Source organism: Stenotrophomonas sp. STEN031, from assembly GCF_056759975.1.
This window is the reverse complement of the sequence record NZ_JBRREA010000022.1, coordinates 52,992-70,221: the sequence shown is the minus strand read 5'-3', so window position 1 is coordinate 70,221 and position 17,230 is coordinate 52,992. Positions and strand designations below refer to the sequence as shown.

At 64.7% G+C, this 17,230-nt stretch carries 13 protein-coding genes; 3 read left to right on the top strand and 10 right to left on the bottom strand.

Features of this window, described 5'->3' with window-relative positions; translation table 11 throughout:
• Positions 1 to 117 precede the first annotated feature (117 nt).
• Positions 118 to 2,670 carry a bifunctional lysylphosphatidylglycerol flippase/synthetase MprF gene (gene mprF, locus ACVOLQ_RS11970; RefSeq protein WP_481528147.1) on the bottom strand — a complete coding sequence of 851 codons (2,553 nt, stop codon included), beginning with the start codon at positions 2,668 to 2,670 and terminating at the stop codon, positions 118 to 120.
• Between the two features lie 162 nt (positions 2,671 to 2,832).
• On the opposite strand from mprF, the gene ACVOLQ_RS11965 reads away from it, so the two are divergent.
• The 3 genes from ACVOLQ_RS11965 (at position 2,833) to ACVOLQ_RS11955 (ending at position 4,496) form a co-directional block, all read left to right on the top strand.
• A complete protein-coding gene (locus ACVOLQ_RS11965; RefSeq protein WP_481528146.1) occupies positions 2,833 to 3,525 on the top strand; it encodes a DUF998 domain-containing protein in 693 nt (230 codons plus the stop codon).
• Entirely contained in the window at positions 3,522 to 3,869 is a 348-nt protein-coding gene (locus ACVOLQ_RS11960) for a RidA family protein (protein WP_313170746.1), read from the top strand. The genes ACVOLQ_RS11965 and ACVOLQ_RS11960 overlap by 4 nt, the downstream gene beginning before the upstream one ends.
• Positions 3,870 to 3,971: 102 nt before the next feature.
• Positions 3,972 to 4,496: a hypothetical protein gene (locus ACVOLQ_RS11955; protein ID WP_481528145.1), complete on the top strand. Its 525-nt coding sequence runs from the start codon at positions 3,972 to 3,974 to the stop codon at positions 4,494 to 4,496.
• A gap of 153 nt (positions 4,497 to 4,649) precedes the next feature.
• Here the strand turns inward: ACVOLQ_RS11955 and rnfB are convergent, their stop codons facing one another.
• From rnfB to ACVOLQ_RS11910, 9 genes are all read right to left on the bottom strand, one after another.
• A complete protein-coding gene (gene rnfB, locus ACVOLQ_RS11950) occupies positions 4,650 to 5,138 on the bottom strand; it encodes an Rnf electron transport complex subunit RnfB (RefSeq protein WP_481528144.1) in 489 nt (162 codons plus the stop codon).
• A gap of 55 nt (positions 5,139 to 5,193) precedes the next feature.
• The gene (locus ACVOLQ_RS11945) at positions 5,194 to 5,784 is read right to left on the bottom strand and encodes an HAD family hydrolase (RefSeq protein WP_481528143.1); all 591 of its coding nucleotides are present in this window, start codon (positions 5,782 to 5,784) and stop codon (positions 5,194 to 5,196) included.
• A gap of 170 nt (positions 5,785 to 5,954) precedes the next feature.
• A complete protein-coding gene (gene metG, locus ACVOLQ_RS11940; protein ID WP_313493373.1) occupies positions 5,955 to 8,033 on the bottom strand; it encodes a methionine--tRNA ligase in 2,079 nt (692 codons plus the stop codon).
• Between the two features lie 248 nt (positions 8,034 to 8,281).
• Positions 8,282 to 8,728, bottom strand: coding sequence for a DUF2147 domain-containing protein (locus ACVOLQ_RS11935; protein ID WP_313170756.1), 447 nt, complete (start codon positions 8,726 to 8,728; stop codon positions 8,282 to 8,284).
• A 229-nt stretch (positions 8,729 to 8,957) separates the two neighbouring features.
• The gene (locus tag ACVOLQ_RS11930) at positions 8,958 to 12,536 is read right to left on the bottom strand and encodes an ABC transporter permease/M1 family aminopeptidase (protein WP_481528142.1); all 3,579 of its coding nucleotides are present in this window, start codon (positions 12,534 to 12,536) and stop codon (positions 8,958 to 8,960) included.
• Positions 12,537 to 12,547: 11 nt separating this feature from the next.
• Positions 12,548 to 13,441: an ABC transporter ATP-binding protein gene (locus tag ACVOLQ_RS11925; RefSeq protein WP_313173865.1), complete on the bottom strand. Its 894-nt coding sequence runs from the start codon at positions 13,439 to 13,441 to the stop codon at positions 12,548 to 12,550.
• A gap of 382 nt (positions 13,442 to 13,823) precedes the next feature.
• Positions 13,824 to 14,219 carry an SMU1112c/YaeR family gloxylase I-like metalloprotein gene (gloA2, locus tag ACVOLQ_RS11920; protein ID WP_481528141.1) on the bottom strand — a complete coding sequence of 132 codons (396 nt, stop codon included), beginning with the start codon at positions 14,217 to 14,219 and terminating at the stop codon, positions 13,824 to 13,826.
• On the bottom strand, positions 14,216 to 15,286 hold the full coding sequence (locus ACVOLQ_RS11915) for a serine hydrolase domain-containing protein (RefSeq protein ID WP_481528140.1): 1,071 nt from the start codon (positions 15,284 to 15,286) through the stop codon (positions 14,216 to 14,218). The genes gloA2 and ACVOLQ_RS11915 overlap by 4 nt, the downstream gene beginning before the upstream one ends.
• Before the next feature lie 20 nt (positions 15,287 to 15,306).
• The gene (locus ACVOLQ_RS11910) at positions 15,307 to 17,202 is read right to left on the bottom strand and encodes a DUF885 domain-containing protein (protein ID WP_481528139.1); all 1,896 of its coding nucleotides are present in this window, start codon (positions 17,200 to 17,202) and stop codon (positions 15,307 to 15,309) included.
• Between the last annotated feature and the right edge of the window lie 28 nt (positions 17,203 to 17,230).

The following is a 17,230-nucleotide window of genomic DNA, read 5'->3' as shown; positions in this document are numbered from 1 at the left end:
CTTGGTGGTGGGGGTTTTTGTGGGGGTTGGTGGGGGCGCCCCCCCCCGTCTCTCTGTCCTTTTCTTACACCCCTCCCTCCGCGGCCCCGCCCCCCCCGCTCCCACAAACCAACTTGCTTATTTCCTGCTGGGGTCCAGCGAAATCAAACGGGTCACATCCAGCAGCGCAGCCGGTAGATGCACGCCACCGGGCGCAGCCAGATAACGGGGCCGCCACTGTGGTGCGAACTTGGACTTGAAACGACGCAGCCCGCTGAAACCATAGAAGCGCTCTCCATGGCGCGCGACCAGATTTGCAAACCGGTTCCAGCGGCCCGCAAGGCGATGCTGGGCCAGGCCTGTGAGCGGTGCCATGCCGAGCGAGAAGCGGGTATAGCCATTGGCCGCGCCCCACAGGAATAATTCTATGAACAGGAAGTCCATCGTGCCCTTGGGCGCATCCGGGCGGTGTCGCATCAGGTCAACCGACAGCTCATGGCCTGCAGGTGCCTGCCAGATGTTGGCGAAGGCGACGATGCGTCCTTCCGCCTCGACCAGCGCAACCGGAAAGCGGCACAGGTAACCGGGCTCGAAGCTGCCCAGCGAGAACCCTTTTTCTTCGCCGGCCTTCTCGTCCAGCCATGCCTCGGAGATTTTTTCCAGCGTATCCAGCAAGGCGGGAACTTCGCTGGCCGCTGCCAGCCTGAAGCTCAGGCCGCTGCGTTTGCCCTTGTTCCACGCCTGGCGCAGATCGGCCCGTTCGCTGCCGGCCAGGCTGAAATCCTGCAATGGCACCATTGCCTCCTCGCCCAGTTTCACCAGCGTCAGGCCAAGGTCCAGGTAGTGCTGCCAGTACCTGTCGCTGGTCTGGTAGAACACCGGGCGCAGGCCGAGTCGATCAGCCTCCTCGCGGAACTTCCAGATCAGCGCTGCTGCTACTGCTGGCGGCCCGACCGGGTCGCCCATCGCCACCAGCGAACCGCCGTAGCGCTGCAGCATCACAAAGCCATCGCCAGCCTCGCTGCGCAGGATCGCCTTGTCGCCGGTCATCGCCACGCAGGCCTGGGTATCTTCGGCCAAGGCGAGCACCGGGCGCAGCTGCTCCAGTGTTGCCGCATCCGGCAAGGGCAGGGGGCTGCGGGTGCTGTGCAGCAAACGTGCAAGCCCGAATACGATCAGCGCGATGCAGACCAGCAGCAAGGCGCGCAGCGCACGTGGTGCGTTGCCGGAGGTGGCGAATTGCCACCACAGTTCGTTCTGGTATTCGACGTGGCTGTAGACGAAGAACAGCAACCACACCGTCGCCACCAGCACCAGCGCGACATTGCGCAGCCATGGCCACGACCATGCCTCGTCGAGCAAGGCACCTTCGCGGTAGAACTCGCGCCGGGCCGCCCACAGCGCCACCGCCACCAGCGGCAAGGCCAGGGCTACGGTCAGATGGCCGCCACGCAACCAGGCCGGCACGGGCAGGGCGATGCACAGCGCCAATGCCAGCATCCACGCGGCATGGCTGCGCCGCTGCAGGCCTTGTCCGATCAACAGCAACAACACGCCGCCCAGACTGCCAAGCAGGTGTGAGGTCTCCACGATCGGCAGCGATGCCGGCAACACCCGCTGATGGGGCACTGGCAGCGTGCCGTCGATCAGCAGCAGTGCGCCGGCCGCAAACACGGCCAGTGCGATCAGTTGTGGCAGCCAGGGGCGGATCACCGTCCAGGCGGTACCGGCACCGCTGCGCAGCGGGCGACGCACGCTGGCCAGGGCGGCCAGCAACGCGGACAGGAATAACGGCAGCAGGTAATAGGTGATGCGATAGGCCACGGCGGCGGCGAGGATGGCGGCCGGCGCCACCTGCGGCAGCAGCTTGAGCAGGCTCCACTCGAATACGCCCAAGCCTGCGGGCACTGTGGAGATCAGTCCGGCCACCACCGCGACCAGATACAGGCCAACGAAGCCGATGAAGCCGACCTCGGCCTGCGCCGGCAGCAGGACGTAGAACGCGGCCGAGGCCAGGCACAGCTCAACCACGCTCAGTACGGTGACTTCCAGTACCGTGCGACGGTCAGGAATCCACATCCGGTGCGTGCCCCAACCGAAGCTGCGGCCGTCGCGGCCGACCAACAGCAACATCGCGGCGAAACCGACCAACACGCCGATGCCGAGGGCATGCACCGTCGTGGCCGAGATGGGCAGCGCCAAGGCGGCGGCGCCTGGTTCCAGCAGCAAGGCTAGGCCAAGCAGCAGCCAGGCACCGAACACGAAGCCCAGGGTGCTCATCAGCACCACCTGGCCGATCTCGCCCAGGCTGAGCCCGGCACGGCCGTAGCTGCGCACGCGGATGGCACCACCGGTCAGTGCGGCGAAGCCAAGGGTCTGCCCTGCGGCGTGGGCCAGGAAGGCGGTGATGCCGACGCGGGCGGCGGGCAGGGGATGCCTGGCGCGGCGCAGGCCAATCGCATCGAATCCGATCAGGCAGGCATAGCTGGCCATGCCCAACAGCGTGGCCAGACCCAACTGCGCCCATGACAGCCCGCGCACGGCGGCGCGGATCTGGTGGTAACCGTGATCGCTGAACTCACCCGCCAGCGCATGCAACGCCATTGCCATGATGGCCAGGGTGACGAGGATGGCGGCCATGCGCCGCCAAACCGGCGCGGAAGGTTCCGAAGGCGTGGAGGACGCGGTCATGCAGGCGGATAGGGCTATGCGCTGGTGCGGCGCGGACGCATAAGACTAGTCCTCACGCGTGATGATGGCTGCATGCATGCGCTGTTGCGTTTTCACCGCCTTCAGTCAGCGTGGCGGCCGCAGGCAGACTAGACTGGGTAATTCGAACGCAGGGGCAGGGGCATGGGGCGTGGTTCGCATGGACGGGCCTGGCAATCGGCAGCGCTGGCCTTGGCCGTGGTGCTGGCCCTGCTGCTGTTCTCGGCCATTGCCATCAGCCTGCAGTTTGCGCGCGATGATCTGGATTGGATTCGCGCAACCCTCAGTCTGTACCTGCACGGCCCGTACGGCATCCTGCTGCGCGTCGCCTATTGTCTGCTGGCGCTGGCCATCGCCGTGCTTGGGGTAATGCTGTACCGGCAGGCGCACGGCAGCGCCCGGCGCGGCCTGCCCCCCAGTTTGTTCGTGCTGGCCGGGCTCGGTCTGGCGGCGGTGGCGATTGGCGACAGCTGGTTGCCACAGCATGCGCCGCTGCTGGCGCCCCTGGTGCACGGTCTGGCGGCGCAAACCGCGTTCCTGTGCGTGACCGTTGCGATGCTGTTGCAGGCCTGGTGCTTCGGTCGTGATGTGCGTTGGCGGGGGCTGTACTGGTTGACCTGGGGCTGGGCATGGTTCGCCTTCGCCGGGCTATGGCTGCATGTGCTGTGGCGTGGTAGCCCGCGCGGACTCGGGCAGAAGCTGGTGATCGCCGTGGTGGTGGGCTGGCTGCTGCTGGTAGCGTTTGTGTCGTGGCGTCGTTCACGCAAAGAAACGCCTGAAACTTCCGCTTGCCCTCACAATGGCGGCTACATCCACAACACGGAGTCACCCCCATGATCCAACGCTTCGATACCGGCCCGCGCATGTCGGAAATGACCATCCACAACGGCGTGGCCTATCTGGCCGGGCAGGTGCCGGAAGATACCAGCGCCGATATCGTGGGCCAGACCGAGCAGGTACTGCAGGCCATCGACGATCTGCTGCGCCTGGCGCCGACCGACAAGACCAAGATCCTGCGCGCCGAGATATTCCTGGCTGACCTGGCGGATTTCGCCGGCATGAATGAAGCCTGGGACAAGTGGGTGCCGCAGGGCGCAACACCGTCGCGCGCCACCGTGCAGGCCAAGCTGGCCAATCCGGAATGGAAGATCGAGATCGTGATCACTGCGGCTGTACCGTAATCGGACGGCACCGCTATCGCGGGTCTGGCCCGGGTGCGATGGTGCCCGGGCAGATCCGGCCGTGAGGCTGGTGATGTCTTTGCAGGGAGGCAAGGGAAAGGAATGAGAAGCCGTCTGTTGTTCGCGCTGTGTTGTGTCCTGGCAGGCATGGGGGCCAGCGTGTCGGTGGCAGCACCGGCGCCGCTGTCGAAGATGATCTACGCGCAAGCGCCGGTGCAGCGCATCGAGCCCTTGGATTACCCGCAGTTCAAGCTGATCGAGGCGGAGCTGCGCAACACGGTACGGCGCCACGGTGACCGCAGCGTTCCCAACCGATTCTGCGCGGTGGGCTACCTGCTCGACCGCGGCACGGTGGAAACGGTGCTGATCTGGGACAACGCGCAATCGTTGATCCGCTGGTGGGGCGGTGATGCGCTGGCTACCTCGGAAGAGCGCTATGCGGTATCGGCCTCGTTCTCACGGTTTACCGACCTGCGCACGGATCTGGTCGAGAACGACCGCTATCCGCTGGGCACACGCGCGATAGTGCGGGCCGATGCGGAGGCCTTGATAGCGGATTGTCGTGCGCACGGGCACCAGTACACCGTGCCGCCACTGCCGCCGAAAGGCGAGGATGACGAGTATTGAGGGAGCACTGCAGCTGTGTGTGGGAGCGGCGTAAGCCGCGAAGCTGGCAATGCTTGAGTCGCAGCGTTCAACATGATCTGGAGCTGCTGCGTTTTTACGGTTTGATGCCGCGATAGGGATCTTCGCCAGCTCGGTTTCCACGAGCTTCGCGGCTTACGCCGCTCCCACAAAGCCAGGGTTCGGGACAGCCTGCAGCTCGATGCAATCCACCGGGCAGGGCGGGATGCACAGCTCGCAGCCGGTGCACAGGTCGGCCAGCACCGTGTGCATGTATTTGGCGCCGCCGACGATGGCATCGACGGGGCAGGCCTGGATGCACTTGGTGCAGCCAATGCAGTCGGCTTCGACGATGACCGCGACCTGCGCCGGTTTGTGCTCGCCGCGGCTGCGGTCGTAGGGCAGGGCCGGCACTCCCAGCACATGCGCCAGCGCACGTGCACCCGCATCACCGCCTGGCGGGCAGTGGTCAATGCCGGTCTCACCGGTTGCCATCGCCTCGGCATATGGGTGGCAGCCGTCGTAGCCGCACTGGCCGCATTGGGTCTGTGGCAGCAGGCGATCGAGGCGTTCGACCAGTGCAGCCTTTCCTTCTCCCTGCGGGAGAGGGGGGCGTGCAGCGTCTGATGGGGGTTGGGTATTCATTGGAGAGTCCTGCTATTCGCCCTCACCCCAACCCCGCTCCCGGCGGGAGAGGGGCTCAGGTGAGGCATTTGCCGCGATACCAGCGCTCATGTGCCAGCGCCAGCATGGGCTTGTCTTCGCTGCTGTCGCCGTAGGCGTGAATTCGTTGGTACTTGCCCAGGTCAAAACGCTTGCGTATCAAGGCCACCTTGCGCGCGCCACAGTCGCCCTCGGCGTAGCGGCCGGTGAAGCGGTTGTCCTGCACCTCGAGCCGGTTGCAGATCATCTGCAGGCCCATCCGCCCGCACCAGTGCTGCAGGTATAGATCCAGTGAACCGGACACGACCACCACGGTATGGCCCTGTGCCTTGTGCCACTGGATCTGCTCCAGCATCTCTGGACGCACCATTTCCGGCAACTGCTCGCGTGCATAGTCGCTGGCCATCTGGCTGACCTCACCCGCGTGGCGGCCAGTGAACACCTGTGCAGTGACGCGGCGGCGGATGCGTTCAGCCGAGATAAGTTTCAGCCGATAGGCCAGCACCCACGGGCCAACTCGCCACCACCCCTGCGCGCGCTGCTCCGGCGTGGCCACACGACGCAGAAACCGGCTATAGGTGTCACAGACGGTGATGGTGTGGTCGAAGTCGAAGAGGGCTAGTTGCATGAGTGCCGGGAACAGAGAGTTGGGAAACGGGAACCGGCAGGGCCGATATTCCCGACATCGCGACGGCTAGGTTTCTTTTCCAGACATTGCTTGGCCGGGAGAAATCGGAACCTCATGAAGCCATGCTCCTGCTTCTACGACGCCCGATTCTCCCTTCCCGACTCCCTGCTTCAGCGAACCGGCATGCCCGGCAGTGCTCCGCCATCGGCATCCAGCAGCGCCAGTGCGCCGCCGTCGAAACCGGCCGACAGAATCATGCCTTCGCTCAGGCCGAAGCGCATCTTGCGCGGGGCCAGGTTGGCGATGAACACCACATTGCGGCCGACCAGTGCTTCCGGCTCGGCATAGCTGCCGCGGATGCCGGAGAAGATCTGCCGCTGGCCGAGGTCGCCGGCATCCAGCAGGAAGCGCAGCAGCTTGTCGGAGCCTTCAACGAAGCCGCATTCCAGCACCTTGCCGATGCGCAGGTCGAGTTTGGCGAAATCGTCGATGCCGATGTACGCGGAAGCTTCACCTTCGGCCTTGGCCTCGGCCTTCACTTCGGCCTTGGCGGGCTTTTCAGCCTTGGCCGGCTTGGCCTCGGTGGCGGGCTGGGCGGTGAGGGTGTCCTTGGAGGCGTCGGTCATTGCGTCAATCATCTTGGGGTCGATACGGGTGAACAGCGCCACGTAGGCGGCGATGCTGTGTGCGGTCAGCGGGGTGGTGATGTCGTCCCAGCCGTGGACCGGGGCGTTGAGGAAGCTTTCGGCCTGCAGTGCCGTGGCCGGCAACACCGGCTTGAGGGCAGTAACCAGCACGCGGAACAGGTTCAAGCCCTGGGTGCAGACCGCCTGCAGTTCGGCGTCGGCACCCTCTTGCTTGGCGATGACCCACGGCTTGGTGTCGTCGATGTACTTGTTCGCTTCATCGGCCAGCGCCATGGTCAGGCGGATGGCAGCGGCCGCGTCGTTGCGCTCGTAGGCCTCACGAATCGGTGCCAGCGCAGCGATGAAACGGTCGTACTGGGCCTGGTCCGGCAGCGCGTCGGCCAGCTTGCCGTCGAAGCGCTTGGCGATGAAGCCGGCGCAGCGGCTGGCCAGGTTGACGAACTTGCCGACCAGATCGGCGTTCACGCGGGCCGTGAAGTCGCTCAGGTTCAGATCCAGATCGTCGACGCCGCCGGAGGACTTGGCGGCGAAATAATAGCGCAGCGCTTCCGGTGCCAGGCCGGCATCCAGGTAGGTGCGGGCCATGATGAAGGTGCCGCGCGACTTGCTCATCTTGGCGCCGTCCACGGTCAGGTAGCCGTTGACGTGCAGCTTGGTCGGGGTGCGCAGGCCGCTGCCCTTCAGCACCGCCGGCCAGAACAGGCCGTGGAAGTTGACGATGTCCTTGCCGAGGAAGTGGTGCAGTTCGGTGTTGCTGTCGGCGGCGAGCACGGCGTCGAAGTCGTCGCCGGTCCTGGCGCACAGGTTCTTGAAGCTGGACAGGTAACCGATCGGCGCGTCCAGCCACACGTAGAAGTACTTGCCCGGTGCGCCGGGGATCTCGAAGCCGAAGTAGGGCGCGTCACGCGAGATGTCCCACGCGCGCAGGCCGCCCTCGGCATCCAGCCACTCGGCGAGCTTGGCCTTCACGCCGGGCAGGGCCACGTCGCCGGCCAGCCATTCGCGCAGGAACTCCTGGAAACGGCCGACTTCGAAGAAGTAGTGCTCCGAATCGCGCATTTCCGGGGTGGCGCCGGACACCACCGACTTCGGCTCGATCAGGTCGGTAGGGCCATAGGTGGCGCCACAGACTTCGCAGTTGTCGCCGTACTGGTCGGGCGATTTGCAGTTCGGGCAGGTGCCCTTGATGTAACGGTCGGGCAGGAACATGCCCTTGGCCGGGTCGTAGAACTGCGCCACCGAGCGACGGCTGATATGGCCGGCGGCGTCGAGTTTGGCGTACAGCGCCTCGGTCAGCTCGCGGTTGGTGGCCGAGTTGGTCGAGTCGTAGTGATCGAAGTCCACGCCAAAGGCGGCGAAATCGCGTTCATGGCCGGCCTGGATGTTGGCGATGAACGTTTCCGGGGTCACCCCGGCCTTCTCCGCGGCCAGCATGATCGGCGTGCCGTGGGTGTCATCGGCGCAGACGTACCAGACCTTCTCGCCCATCATTCGCCGCGCACGCACCCAGATGTCGGCTTGGATGTAACCTACCAGGTGGCCGAGGTGCAGCGGGCCGTTGGCGTAGGGCAGGGCATTGGTGACTAGGGCGTTGCGGGTCATGGCGATGGTTTGCGGCAGGGGACCGGGGATTATCGCATGGCCGGAAAGAAGCAGCCCCGGGAGGCCGGGGCTGGGGGCTTGCCAGACAGGGAGCGAAACCTGGGCCTTCCCTTCTCCCGTCTACGGGAGAAGGTGCCCCGAAGGGGCGGATGAGGGGGAGCTTTTGACTTTCTAGCTAAACGCTCCCCCTTACCCCAACCCCTCTCCCGCAGGCGGGATAGGGGCTTCAAGCAAAGGCTTTGAGCGGCTTACTGGTCGCGCAGCCAGGTCTGGGTGCGGCAGATGAAGGCGATGCAGCCGGAGACGTCCAGCTTGCGGCCGTTGTCCACCAGCGCGACCTTGGAGCTGTAGGTCTTGCCCTTGGCCGGGTCCAGGATGGTGCCGTTGGCCCACTTGTTGGCGCCGTCCGGACGGACATTCCAGAGGATGGTCATGCCTTCGATCGGCTTGCCCTTGTTGGCACCTTCACACTTGTTGCAGACCGGGTGCGGACCCTGGTCGGACTGCAGTACCTGCAGCACCTTGCCGCTGAGCGTGCCGTTGGCGGCCTGGCTGATCTCGACGATGGACTTCACCCGGCCGGTTTCGTCGTCGATGGTGCGCCAGCGGCCGGCGGCGCTGTCACTGGCGCTGGCAGAGAAGCCGGCGGCCAGCAGCGGCAGGGCCAGCAGCAGGGTCTTGAAAGTCGTACGCATGTGTCCCCTCCCAGGGTGGGTTTGGTCAGCTGCCGGCGGCGCTGTTACGGGCCGAATGTAACCGCATTCGGTCCCGTACGGAATCCGCAGTGCAGCAGATTTTGGAGGATGTAGTGCCGAGCCATGCTCGGCAGGGGCTTTCCCGGCAATGCTTCAAAAGCTGCCCTCACCCCAACCCCTCTCCCGCCAGCGGGAGAGGGGCTTAAGCCGGGCATCGCTCGCATCTCGCTTACTGCACCGTCACCCGCTTGCGGTTGTCGGCGGAAACCCGGTCGATCAGCTTGTTGTACGGGTCGAAGCCGGCCTCATCGGGCTTCTGGTCGACGGTAACGGTGATGCTCGGGGCAGCGGCGGTGATGTGGTGGCGCTGCAGGTACAGCACCTTTTCATCGCGTTCCTTGCCAGACGCGCCTTTGGCGAACACACCGACCTCGATCCAGTCGTCCAGCGTGCCTGCGGTCTCCTTGCCCATGCCGTCGGCATAGCGCTTGTCCGCATGCAGCTGCAGGGTCACGTCGTAGCGGCCGTCCGCCCGCTTCTTGGCGTTGGCCTCGACCACGCGGTTGTCGTAGAAGCTGATCTTCTCGAACAGGTCGGTGATCAGACCCTGCTGCTCGGGCTTGGCTTCGGCGCGGATGAACTCCAGCAGTTCCGCCGAGGTGGTATACGGCGGTTGCTGGAAGGCCTTGGCCTGGATGAAACGGGACAAGGCGCGGTTCAATGCTTCCTCGCCCATTTCCTCACGCAGGCGGTAGAACACCACCGAGCCCTTGCGGTAATGGATGTACTGTTGGTTTTCCACGCGGTACAGCGGCAGTTCTTCTACATCCTCGCCGCCGCGGCCCGACAGGTAGTTGTCCAGCTCATCCTTCAGGAACTGGCGCATGTGGCCGCGTCCGTACTCCTTCTCCATCACCATCAAGGCCGAGTACTGCGACAAGGACTCGGACAGCACGGTCGCGCCCTGCACATTGGCGCCGATCACCTGGTGTGCCCACCACTGGTGCGCCACTTCATGCGCGGTGACATAGAACACATAGTCGACATCATCCTTGTCGCGCAGGTCGGCGATGAAGCCGATCGACTCCGAGTAGGGGATGGTGTTGGCAAAGCTCTGCGCGAATGACTGGTAGCCGGGGAACTCGATGATGCGCACCTGTTTGTGCTGGTACGGGCTGAAGTTGGCTTCGTAATAAGCCAGTGACTTCTGCACACCTTCGATCATCCGGTCCACGTTGTACGGATGCTTGGCGTCGTAATAGATTTCGATAGGGATGTTCTTGTACATGCCCTTCTTCACCTGCCAGCGTGCCGACAGATAGGCGTAGAAGTTCAGCATCGGCCGGTCCATGGCGTAGCTGAAGCAGCGACGGCCATCGCGTTCAAACTCCTTCTGCAGGTAACCCGGTGCCAGCGCGATCTGGTCCGGTGCGGTGCAGACGGTGCTGCGGAAATCCAGCCAGTCCGAATCGTTGGAGATGTAGGTATTGGCGCGCGCGGCTTCATCCTCCAGCTTTGGCATGCGCGTCGGCTCGCCCAGGTCACGCTTGCGGCGCTCGTTGCGGTCGCTGATCTCCGCGCCGCTGTCATAGCCGAAGGCCGGCAGCACACGGCTGTTGAAGAAGCTGCCGTTGTCGACGATCCGGGTCTGTGCCTGGTCGGAAGTGATGCCGTTGGGATGGATGTCGACGGTGAAGCGGATATCGCGTTCCTCGCCCGGCGCCATCGGTGCATCCAGATGGTAGATGCGATAGCCCAGTTCCTCATCGTGGGTGGTCAGCTTGGCGCCGCCCATCTCGATGCTGGTCAGGGTCTTGTCATCTCCCATCGCGACGTGGATGTCGGGGATGGCGGTCGCGTGGGTATTGCGCGCGCGGTAGACGCCGTCGATGCGCACGGACTGGGTTTCCGGGTGCAGGTCGACGTTGTTGTCGATGGCGATGATGCGCGGCTGCGGCAGGTCCTTGTACTTGCGATAGTCGCGCTCGTAGCGGGCCTGGAGGTCGAGCTGCTGGTCCGGCGAGACAAATTCATTGCGGATGTTGGTGTTCCAGTACAGCCAGCCACCGCAGGCGATGAAGGCCAGCACCGCCGCCGCCAGACCGGCTCCCAGCGGGCCGCGCAGGCGTTGCCTTGCCAGGCGCAGGCGCTGCCGCCAGCCCGAGTCCACGCCGCGCACCCACAGGGCGGCGCACAGCAGCAGCAATACCAGCAGGAACAGCGTCCAGTAGCCCTGGAAGGCCAGCTGTCCGGTCAGGAAGTGACCGTAGCCATTCATGTCCGAGTACGGCGCATTCGGCCAGCTGCCGAAGTTGTACAGGTTCTGGGTGTAGTCGAGCATGCCCAGCACCGACTGGCCGATCAGCAACAAGATCAGCAGCGCGTAACCCATGAACTTGTTGTTGCTCAGCACCTGCAGCACCAAGGCCATGCCGCCCATCAGGATGTAGACCACCGAGTTCAGGGCCAGCGTCTTGACGTACAGCAAGGGCTCGATCTGGGTGTAGCCCTTGCTCAGCTGGATGGCAATGGCGGTAAGGCCGCCAATGGCCTGGAACGCGAACACCACCGCGATGAGGGTGAGGAACTTGCCCAGCAGCGGCACCCAGTTCGGCACCGGCATGGCATCGCTGATACCGGCGATACGCGCGCTGCGTTCCCGCCAAACCAGCTCGCCGGCATAGAACAGCACGATGATGATCAACAGGAAGCTGTAGCTACCCTGCAGCGCTTCCAGCATCTGCGAGGTCACTGGCCAGCTGGGTGTGCCGTACATGGTCTGACGGTGCAGGGCGCTGGGAATGAAGTTGGCCATGCCCAGTACCAGCAGCACCAGGAACGGCGCACTGCGGAACACGCCCAGCGCATCGAAGCCGACCTGACGCAGCAGCTGCCGCCAACCGGTTGCAGCGTTGAAGCTGGGAGTGACCTTGGGTGCAGTCACATTGCTGCGTTTGCCGTCGGTGGTAGCGACGCTGGCCACCTTCCTGCCCCGCTTGCGGCCGGTGCCGCTGCGCTCGGTGCGGAACAGGGCGAACGTCGCGGCGAACAACGCGCCGGTCACCGCCAGCCACAATACGCGGTTCTCCAGCAGGTAGCCGGTGAACGCGGGCAAGCCGGTGTTGCGCTCTTCGGCCGACCAGTAGCGCGTTGCATGGCTCATCGCGCGCATGCCCAGTGGATCGAGCAGCGAGGCGATGCGCATGTTGTCGATGTCGGCCAGCAGGGCGCGGCTGACGCCGTACAGCACAAAGAACACGATGACGCCGATATAGACCCACAGGATGTTGCGGGTGGTAACCGCCAGCACGGACAGCAGGGCGGTGGTGAACAGCACGTTCGGCAGCACCATGAAGGCGAACGACCACAGATAGGGCCGCAGTGACACTGGCCCGAGCCGGGCGGCATCGATCCACGGCATGAACTGGGCGATGAACAACCCGATGCCGATGATCACGTACATCAGCAGGCTGGCCAGCAGCGCCGCGCCAAGCCGGCCCAGCAGGTAGTCACGGCGTTTGATCGGGCTGGAAAAAACCAGCTCGGAAGTGCCCAGTTCGAAGTCACGCAGCAGCGCGTTGCTGACGAACAGGGTGACCACCAGCAACCCGATCAGGGTGAAGGAGGTCATGAAGCTGGCGATCACCGACGGTGCATTGCGATGCACATTGCCGATGCCGCCACCGATCTGGACGGCGTCGCTGGAGGCGGCACCGAAGGCGAGCAGGGCGAACAGCACCGCAAGCAGCCACAACAAGGGAGAACGCAGCTGCTCGCGTAGCTCGAAGCGCAGGAAGGCGAGGGTCATGGTCGTCTCCGTCAGGCGGCCTGCGCCTGCAGGCGCAGGCGCTGGAAGTAGACGTCCTCCAGGCCCGGTGCTACCGGTTCGAAGCCTGCTTCAGGGCAGTTGTCGGCGAATACGTGGATCACCGGGTGGCCGCCAACCAGTCGCGTCGACAGCACGGTAAACCGGCTTTCGTAGTCAGGCAGCGCGGCCTTGGCCACCTGCCTGCGCCAGACCTGTGACTGCAATGCATTGATGGCATCGGTGGGACGTCCGGTCAGCAGCACCTCACCCTTGTTCATGATGGCCATGGTCGGGCACAGGTCGGTGACGTCCTCGACGATGTGCGTGGACAGGATCACCGCTACGTTCTCGCCGATCTCGGCCAGCAGGTTGAGGAAGCGGTTGCGCTCTTCCGGGTCCAGGCCGGCGGTGGGTTCGTCGACGATCACCAGCTGCGGGTTGCCCAGCAGCGCCTGGGCGATGCCGAAACGCTGGCGCATGCCACCGGAATAGGTGCCGAGCTTGCGCTTGCGTGCATCCCAGAGGTTGACCTGCTGCAGCAGGGCTTCGACCACTTCCTTGCGCTGCTTGCGCGCGGTCAGGCCCTTGAGTACGGCGAAATGGTCGAGCAGGTCGAGTGCGCTGACCTTGGGGTAGACGCCGAAGTCCTGTGGCAGGTAGCCGAGCTTGCGGCGCAGCGCATCCTTGTCGCGCAGGACGTCGATGCTGGCCCCATCGGCGGTGGTCAAGGTGGCGCTGCCGGAATCGGCCTCCTGCAGGGTGGCCAGGGTTCGCATCAAGGAGGACTTGCCGGCGCCATTGGGACCAAGCAGGCCGAACATGCCGCGGGGAATGTCGAGATCGACATTTTTCAGTGCGTGTACGCCATTGGCGTAGGTTTTCGACAGACCACGGATCTGCAGCATGGGAACCCAACCTCTCCTTGGATGATGACCGCAACCTTCCGCCACGGCCGGGCCGGCGACAATGCGCCGGAAGTCATTAGGACCAGGGACGTGGTTACGGTCGGAATGTGACCTGTTGTTGCGCCCTCTCTTTGGCCGAAGGCGAAAGGGAGGGTTGGGGAGGGGGTGGCTCTATCGCTGTTGATCTTGCTTTGGCTTCGTGGCTTACGCCGTTCCTGCAATCCGTTGCGCGGATGTGTTGCCAGGAAAGCGCCTGCCGAGCGTGGCTTGGCACTACGGGGTAGCGGCATCGCTTGCTTCAGCCCCTCTCCCGCTGGCGGGAGAGGGGTTGGGGTGAGGGCAGCTTTTCGCCAGGAAAGCCTCTGCCGAGCATGGCTCGGCACTACCTGGCTGGGGTCTCGTAGAGTTCCAGCGGTAGGTCGTCGGGGTCGGCGAAGAAGGTGAAGCGGCTGCCGGTGAATTCGTCCACGCGTACCGGCTCGCAGGCTACGCCTTCGCGTTGCAGGTGGGCCACTACATCGTCCAGCGCCGCGACACGGAAGGCGAGGTGGCGCAGTCCGCGGGCTTCCGGGCGGCTGGGGCGTGCGGGAGGGTTCGGGAAGGAGAACAATTCCAATTGGCTGCCATCGGGCAGGCGCAGGTCCAGCTTCCAGGAGTCACGCGCGTCGCGGTAATTCTCGGCAATCACTTCCAGCCCGAGGATGCGCACGTAGAAGTCACGCGAACGCGCGTAGTCGGCGGCAATCACCGCAACATGGTGGATGCCAAGCAGATTCATCGCGCAGCATCCAGCCAGCGCCGGGCGATGTCGATGGCCAGCGCATAGGGTTCGGGTTCGTTGCGGTTGCTCAACACGATCACCGTCAGCTTCTGCGTCGGATAACGCACGATCACATTGCGGAAGCCGATGCTCTCGCCGCTATGCCACAGCGCTTCCCCATTGATGCGCCAGCCGAAGCCATAGAACGGAACGTCGGGTTCAGTGGTTTTCGTTGCCGGGCTGAACGCCAGTTTCAGTGACGCTGCTTTCAGCAGGCGTTCGTCGTACAACGCCGCATCCCACTTGGCCAGATCGTCAATGGAGGAATAGATGCCGCCATCGCCGAGCACGGCACTGGTGGTGCTCTGGTCGGTACGCTGCCAGCGGCCATCGATCTGGCTGTAGCCATAGGCGCGGTTGGGTACCTCATCGATGCCGTCCTGGTGCGCGTAGGTGTTGCTCATGCCCAGCGGCAGGAAGATGCGCTGGCGCAGGAAGCTGGCGAAGTCGCTGCCCGATGCCTTGCCCACCACCAGCGCCAGCAAGGCATAGCCGCTATTGCTGTAGCGGTAGTCACTGCCCGGCGTGAAGTAAGTCCGGTTCTCTTTCTGCAGCAGTTGCAGCACGTCGGCGTCATGGACCTGGCGGGTATCCGCCGGGTCCATCAGCTCTTCATAGTCGAGCAGGCCGCTGGTGTGACTGAGCAGCTGCCGCAGGGTCATCGTGTCGGCCACGGCGGGCAGGCTGGGCAGCCACTTCTTCAGCGGATCATCGATGCCCAGCTTGCCGTCTTCGGCCAGCAGCAGGATTGCCGCGGCGGTGAACTGCTTGCTGACCGAGGCCAGGCGGAAATTGCTGGCCGGGGTGACCGCAGTGCCGTCCTCGACCACGGCCAGTCCGTAGCTGCGGCGGAATGCGGGCTGGCCATCTTTCAATACCAGCACAGAAGCGCCGGGAACCTGGCCGTCGTAGCGCTGCATCAAGCCGTCGATGCCCGCATCAGGCGGCGCCAAGGGGGCGGCAGCGGCCAGGCTGGAGCACGCGAACAGGCAGAGCAGGGCGAGTCGGGGTTTCCAGCGTGGCATGGCGGCTCCTGGGTAGGTGATCAGGCTTTCTTGCTGGCGATCCAGCGGTCGATCTTGGCTTCAAGGATCTCCAATGGCATGGAGCCGTCCTTGAGGATTTCATGATGGAACTCGCGTGGGTCGAAACGATCGCCGAGCGCGGCCTGGGCCTTGTCGCGCAATAGTCGAATCTTGATCTCGCCGACCCGGTAAGCCAGTGTCTGGCCGGGCAAGGCCATGAAGCGCTCGACCTCGGAGGCGGCATCGGCGGCCGGGATGTCGGCGTTCTTGACCATGTATTCGGTGGCCTGCTGGCGGCTCCAGCCGGCGGCATTGAGGCCGGTGTCGGCGACCAGCCGCACGGTGCGCAGCAAGGTGGTCTGCAGATAGCCGAGCTGATCGTAGGGGTCGCTGTACAGGCCCAGTTCCTGGCCCAGCGATTCGGCGTACAGGCCCCAGCCCTCGACATAGGCGACATCGCCACCAAGGCGGCGGAAGCGCGGCAGTGCAGTCAGTTCCTGCTGCGCGCCCAGCTGGTAGTGATGGCCGGGAATGGCCTCGTGCAGGTACTGCATCGTCACTGCCCAGCGCTTGCGTGAGGGCAGGTCGCTGGTATTGACGTAAAGCACGCCTGGTTGCTGGCCATCAGCGCTGCCCGGCTGGTAGCTGGCGGCGCTGGAAGTGGCGGCGCGCTCGGCCTCCACGGGTTTGATTTCCAGGCTGGCCTTGGGCTGTTCGTTGAACAGTGCGGGCACGGCGGCATTCACCCGCACGCCGGTCTCTGCATAGCGCGCCAGCAGGGCATTGGCGTCGCGGAAGACGAACTGGCGGTCGTTGCGCATGGCATTGAATGCCTTCTGCTGCGAGCCGCGGATCCTGGCCTGCTTCATCACCGCATCGATGCGCGCCTGCAGGTCCTTGACCTCCTGCTCGCCCAGCGCGTGGATTTCGGCCGGTGTGCGCGCCGGTGAGGTGCTGCTGGCCACATTGTGTGCATACCAGGCGCGACCATTGGGCAGCGCGGCCATGCCATCGGTGCTGCGCGCGGCGGCCATGTACTCGGTGGCGATGAAACCGCGCAGGGAACGATAGGCCGGCATGATCCGGTTCTCGATCATGCGCTTGTACTCGGCGCTGAGCCTGGCCTTGTCCTCGGCGGAAAAGTCCTCGGGCATGTTGCGGATCGGGCCCCAGAACAGGCTTTCCTCGGCGGTGGGTTTGATCACCGCGTCCAGCTGCGGCAGCACTTTTTCCATCAATGCACGTGGCTGCACCACCCCGGCGGCCTTGCCTTCGCGCATGTTGGCGATGGCCTGGTCGAACAGCGCCGGGATGCCGAGTGAGCGCTTGGACCAGTTCTCATAGTCCTTGACCGTGCGGAACGGTTGCGCGCCCGCACCCGAGCCCAGCACCGCGATGATGCTGGACAGGTTGTAGTACTGGTTGATCGGCAGCATCCAGGTCGGGTATTGCTCGCCGGCCAGCGAGACCTGCGCGTCGCGCACGAAGATCTCATAGCTCAGCAGGTCCTGGCCCTGCAGGCCGCTGGGGCCGACGGCCTGGACCTTGCCCAGCCACTCGACCATGAAGTCGTGCGATTGCTGGCGTGAGGCGGCGGACAGGAAGTTGGGCAGCTGGTCGTTGTAGCGCGGGTCGCCCTGGAAGGTGGCCTGCAGCGGGTTGAGCCGCATCGAGGCATCCCAGTATTCGTCGTAGATGCGGTTGAGCTTGGCGGCGTTGTCCTGCTTGATCGGCAGCGGCACCGCCGCCGGGCGGCGCGGGGCCGGGCGCGGCGTGGTGCGGGGCTTGGCGGCGCGGCTCTGCGGCGCTGACTGGCGCTGGGTTTTCTTCTTCGCCGCGTCGGCAGGGGCCGCAACGGACAGCGTCATGATCGAGGCAATGGCAAGCGCAAGCAGGCGCAACGGGCTGTAAGGCATCAGGTGTTCCGCAAATACATCGACCCGG

Coding starts and splice junctions, on each gene's coding strand:
- ACVOLQ_RS11960 (WP_313170746.1), top strand. CDS start 3,522: ATGATCCAACGCTTCGATACCGGCCCGCGCATGTCGGAAATGACCATC.
- ACVOLQ_RS11955 (WP_481528145.1), top strand. CDS start 3,972: ATGAGAAGCCGTCTGTTGTTCGCGCTGTGTTGTGTCCTGGCAGGCATG.
- ACVOLQ_RS11925 (WP_313173865.1), bottom strand. CDS start 13,441: ATGCTGCAGATCCGTGGTCTGTCGAAAACCTACGCCAATGGCGTACAC.
- ACVOLQ_RS11915 (WP_481528140.1), bottom strand. CDS start 15,286: ATGCCACGCTGGAAACCCCGACTCGCCCTGCTCTGCCTGTTCGCGTGC.
- mprF (WP_481528147.1), bottom strand. CDS start 2,670: ATGACCGCGTCCTCCACGCCTTCGGAACCTTCCGCGCCGGTTTGGCGG.
- rnfB (WP_481528144.1), bottom strand. CDS start 5,138: ATGAATACCCAACCCCCATCAGACGCTGCACGCCCCCCTCTCCCGCAG.
- metG (WP_313493373.1), bottom strand. CDS start 8,033: ATGACCCGCAACGCCCTAGTCACCAATGCCCTGCCCTACGCCAACGGC.
- gloA2 (WP_481528141.1), bottom strand. CDS start 14,219: ATGAATCTGCTTGGCATCCACCATGTTGCGGTGATTGCCGCCGACTAC.
- ACVOLQ_RS11910 (WP_481528139.1), bottom strand. CDS start 17,202: ATGCCTTACAGCCCGTTGCGCCTGCTTGCGCTTGCCATTGCCTCGATC.
- ACVOLQ_RS11965 (WP_481528146.1), top strand. CDS start 2,833: ATGGGGCGTGGTTCGCATGGACGGGCCTGGCAATCGGCAGCGCTGGCC.
- ACVOLQ_RS11935 (WP_313170756.1), bottom strand. CDS start 8,728: ATGCGTACGACTTTCAAGACCCTGCTGCTGGCCCTGCCGCTGCTGGCC.
- ACVOLQ_RS11930 (WP_481528142.1), bottom strand. CDS start 12,536: ATGACCCTCGCCTTCCTGCGCTTCGAGCTACGCGAGCAGCTGCGTTCT.
- ACVOLQ_RS11945 (WP_481528143.1), bottom strand. CDS start 5,784: ATGCAACTAGCCCTCTTCGACTTCGACCACACCATCACCGTCTGTGAC.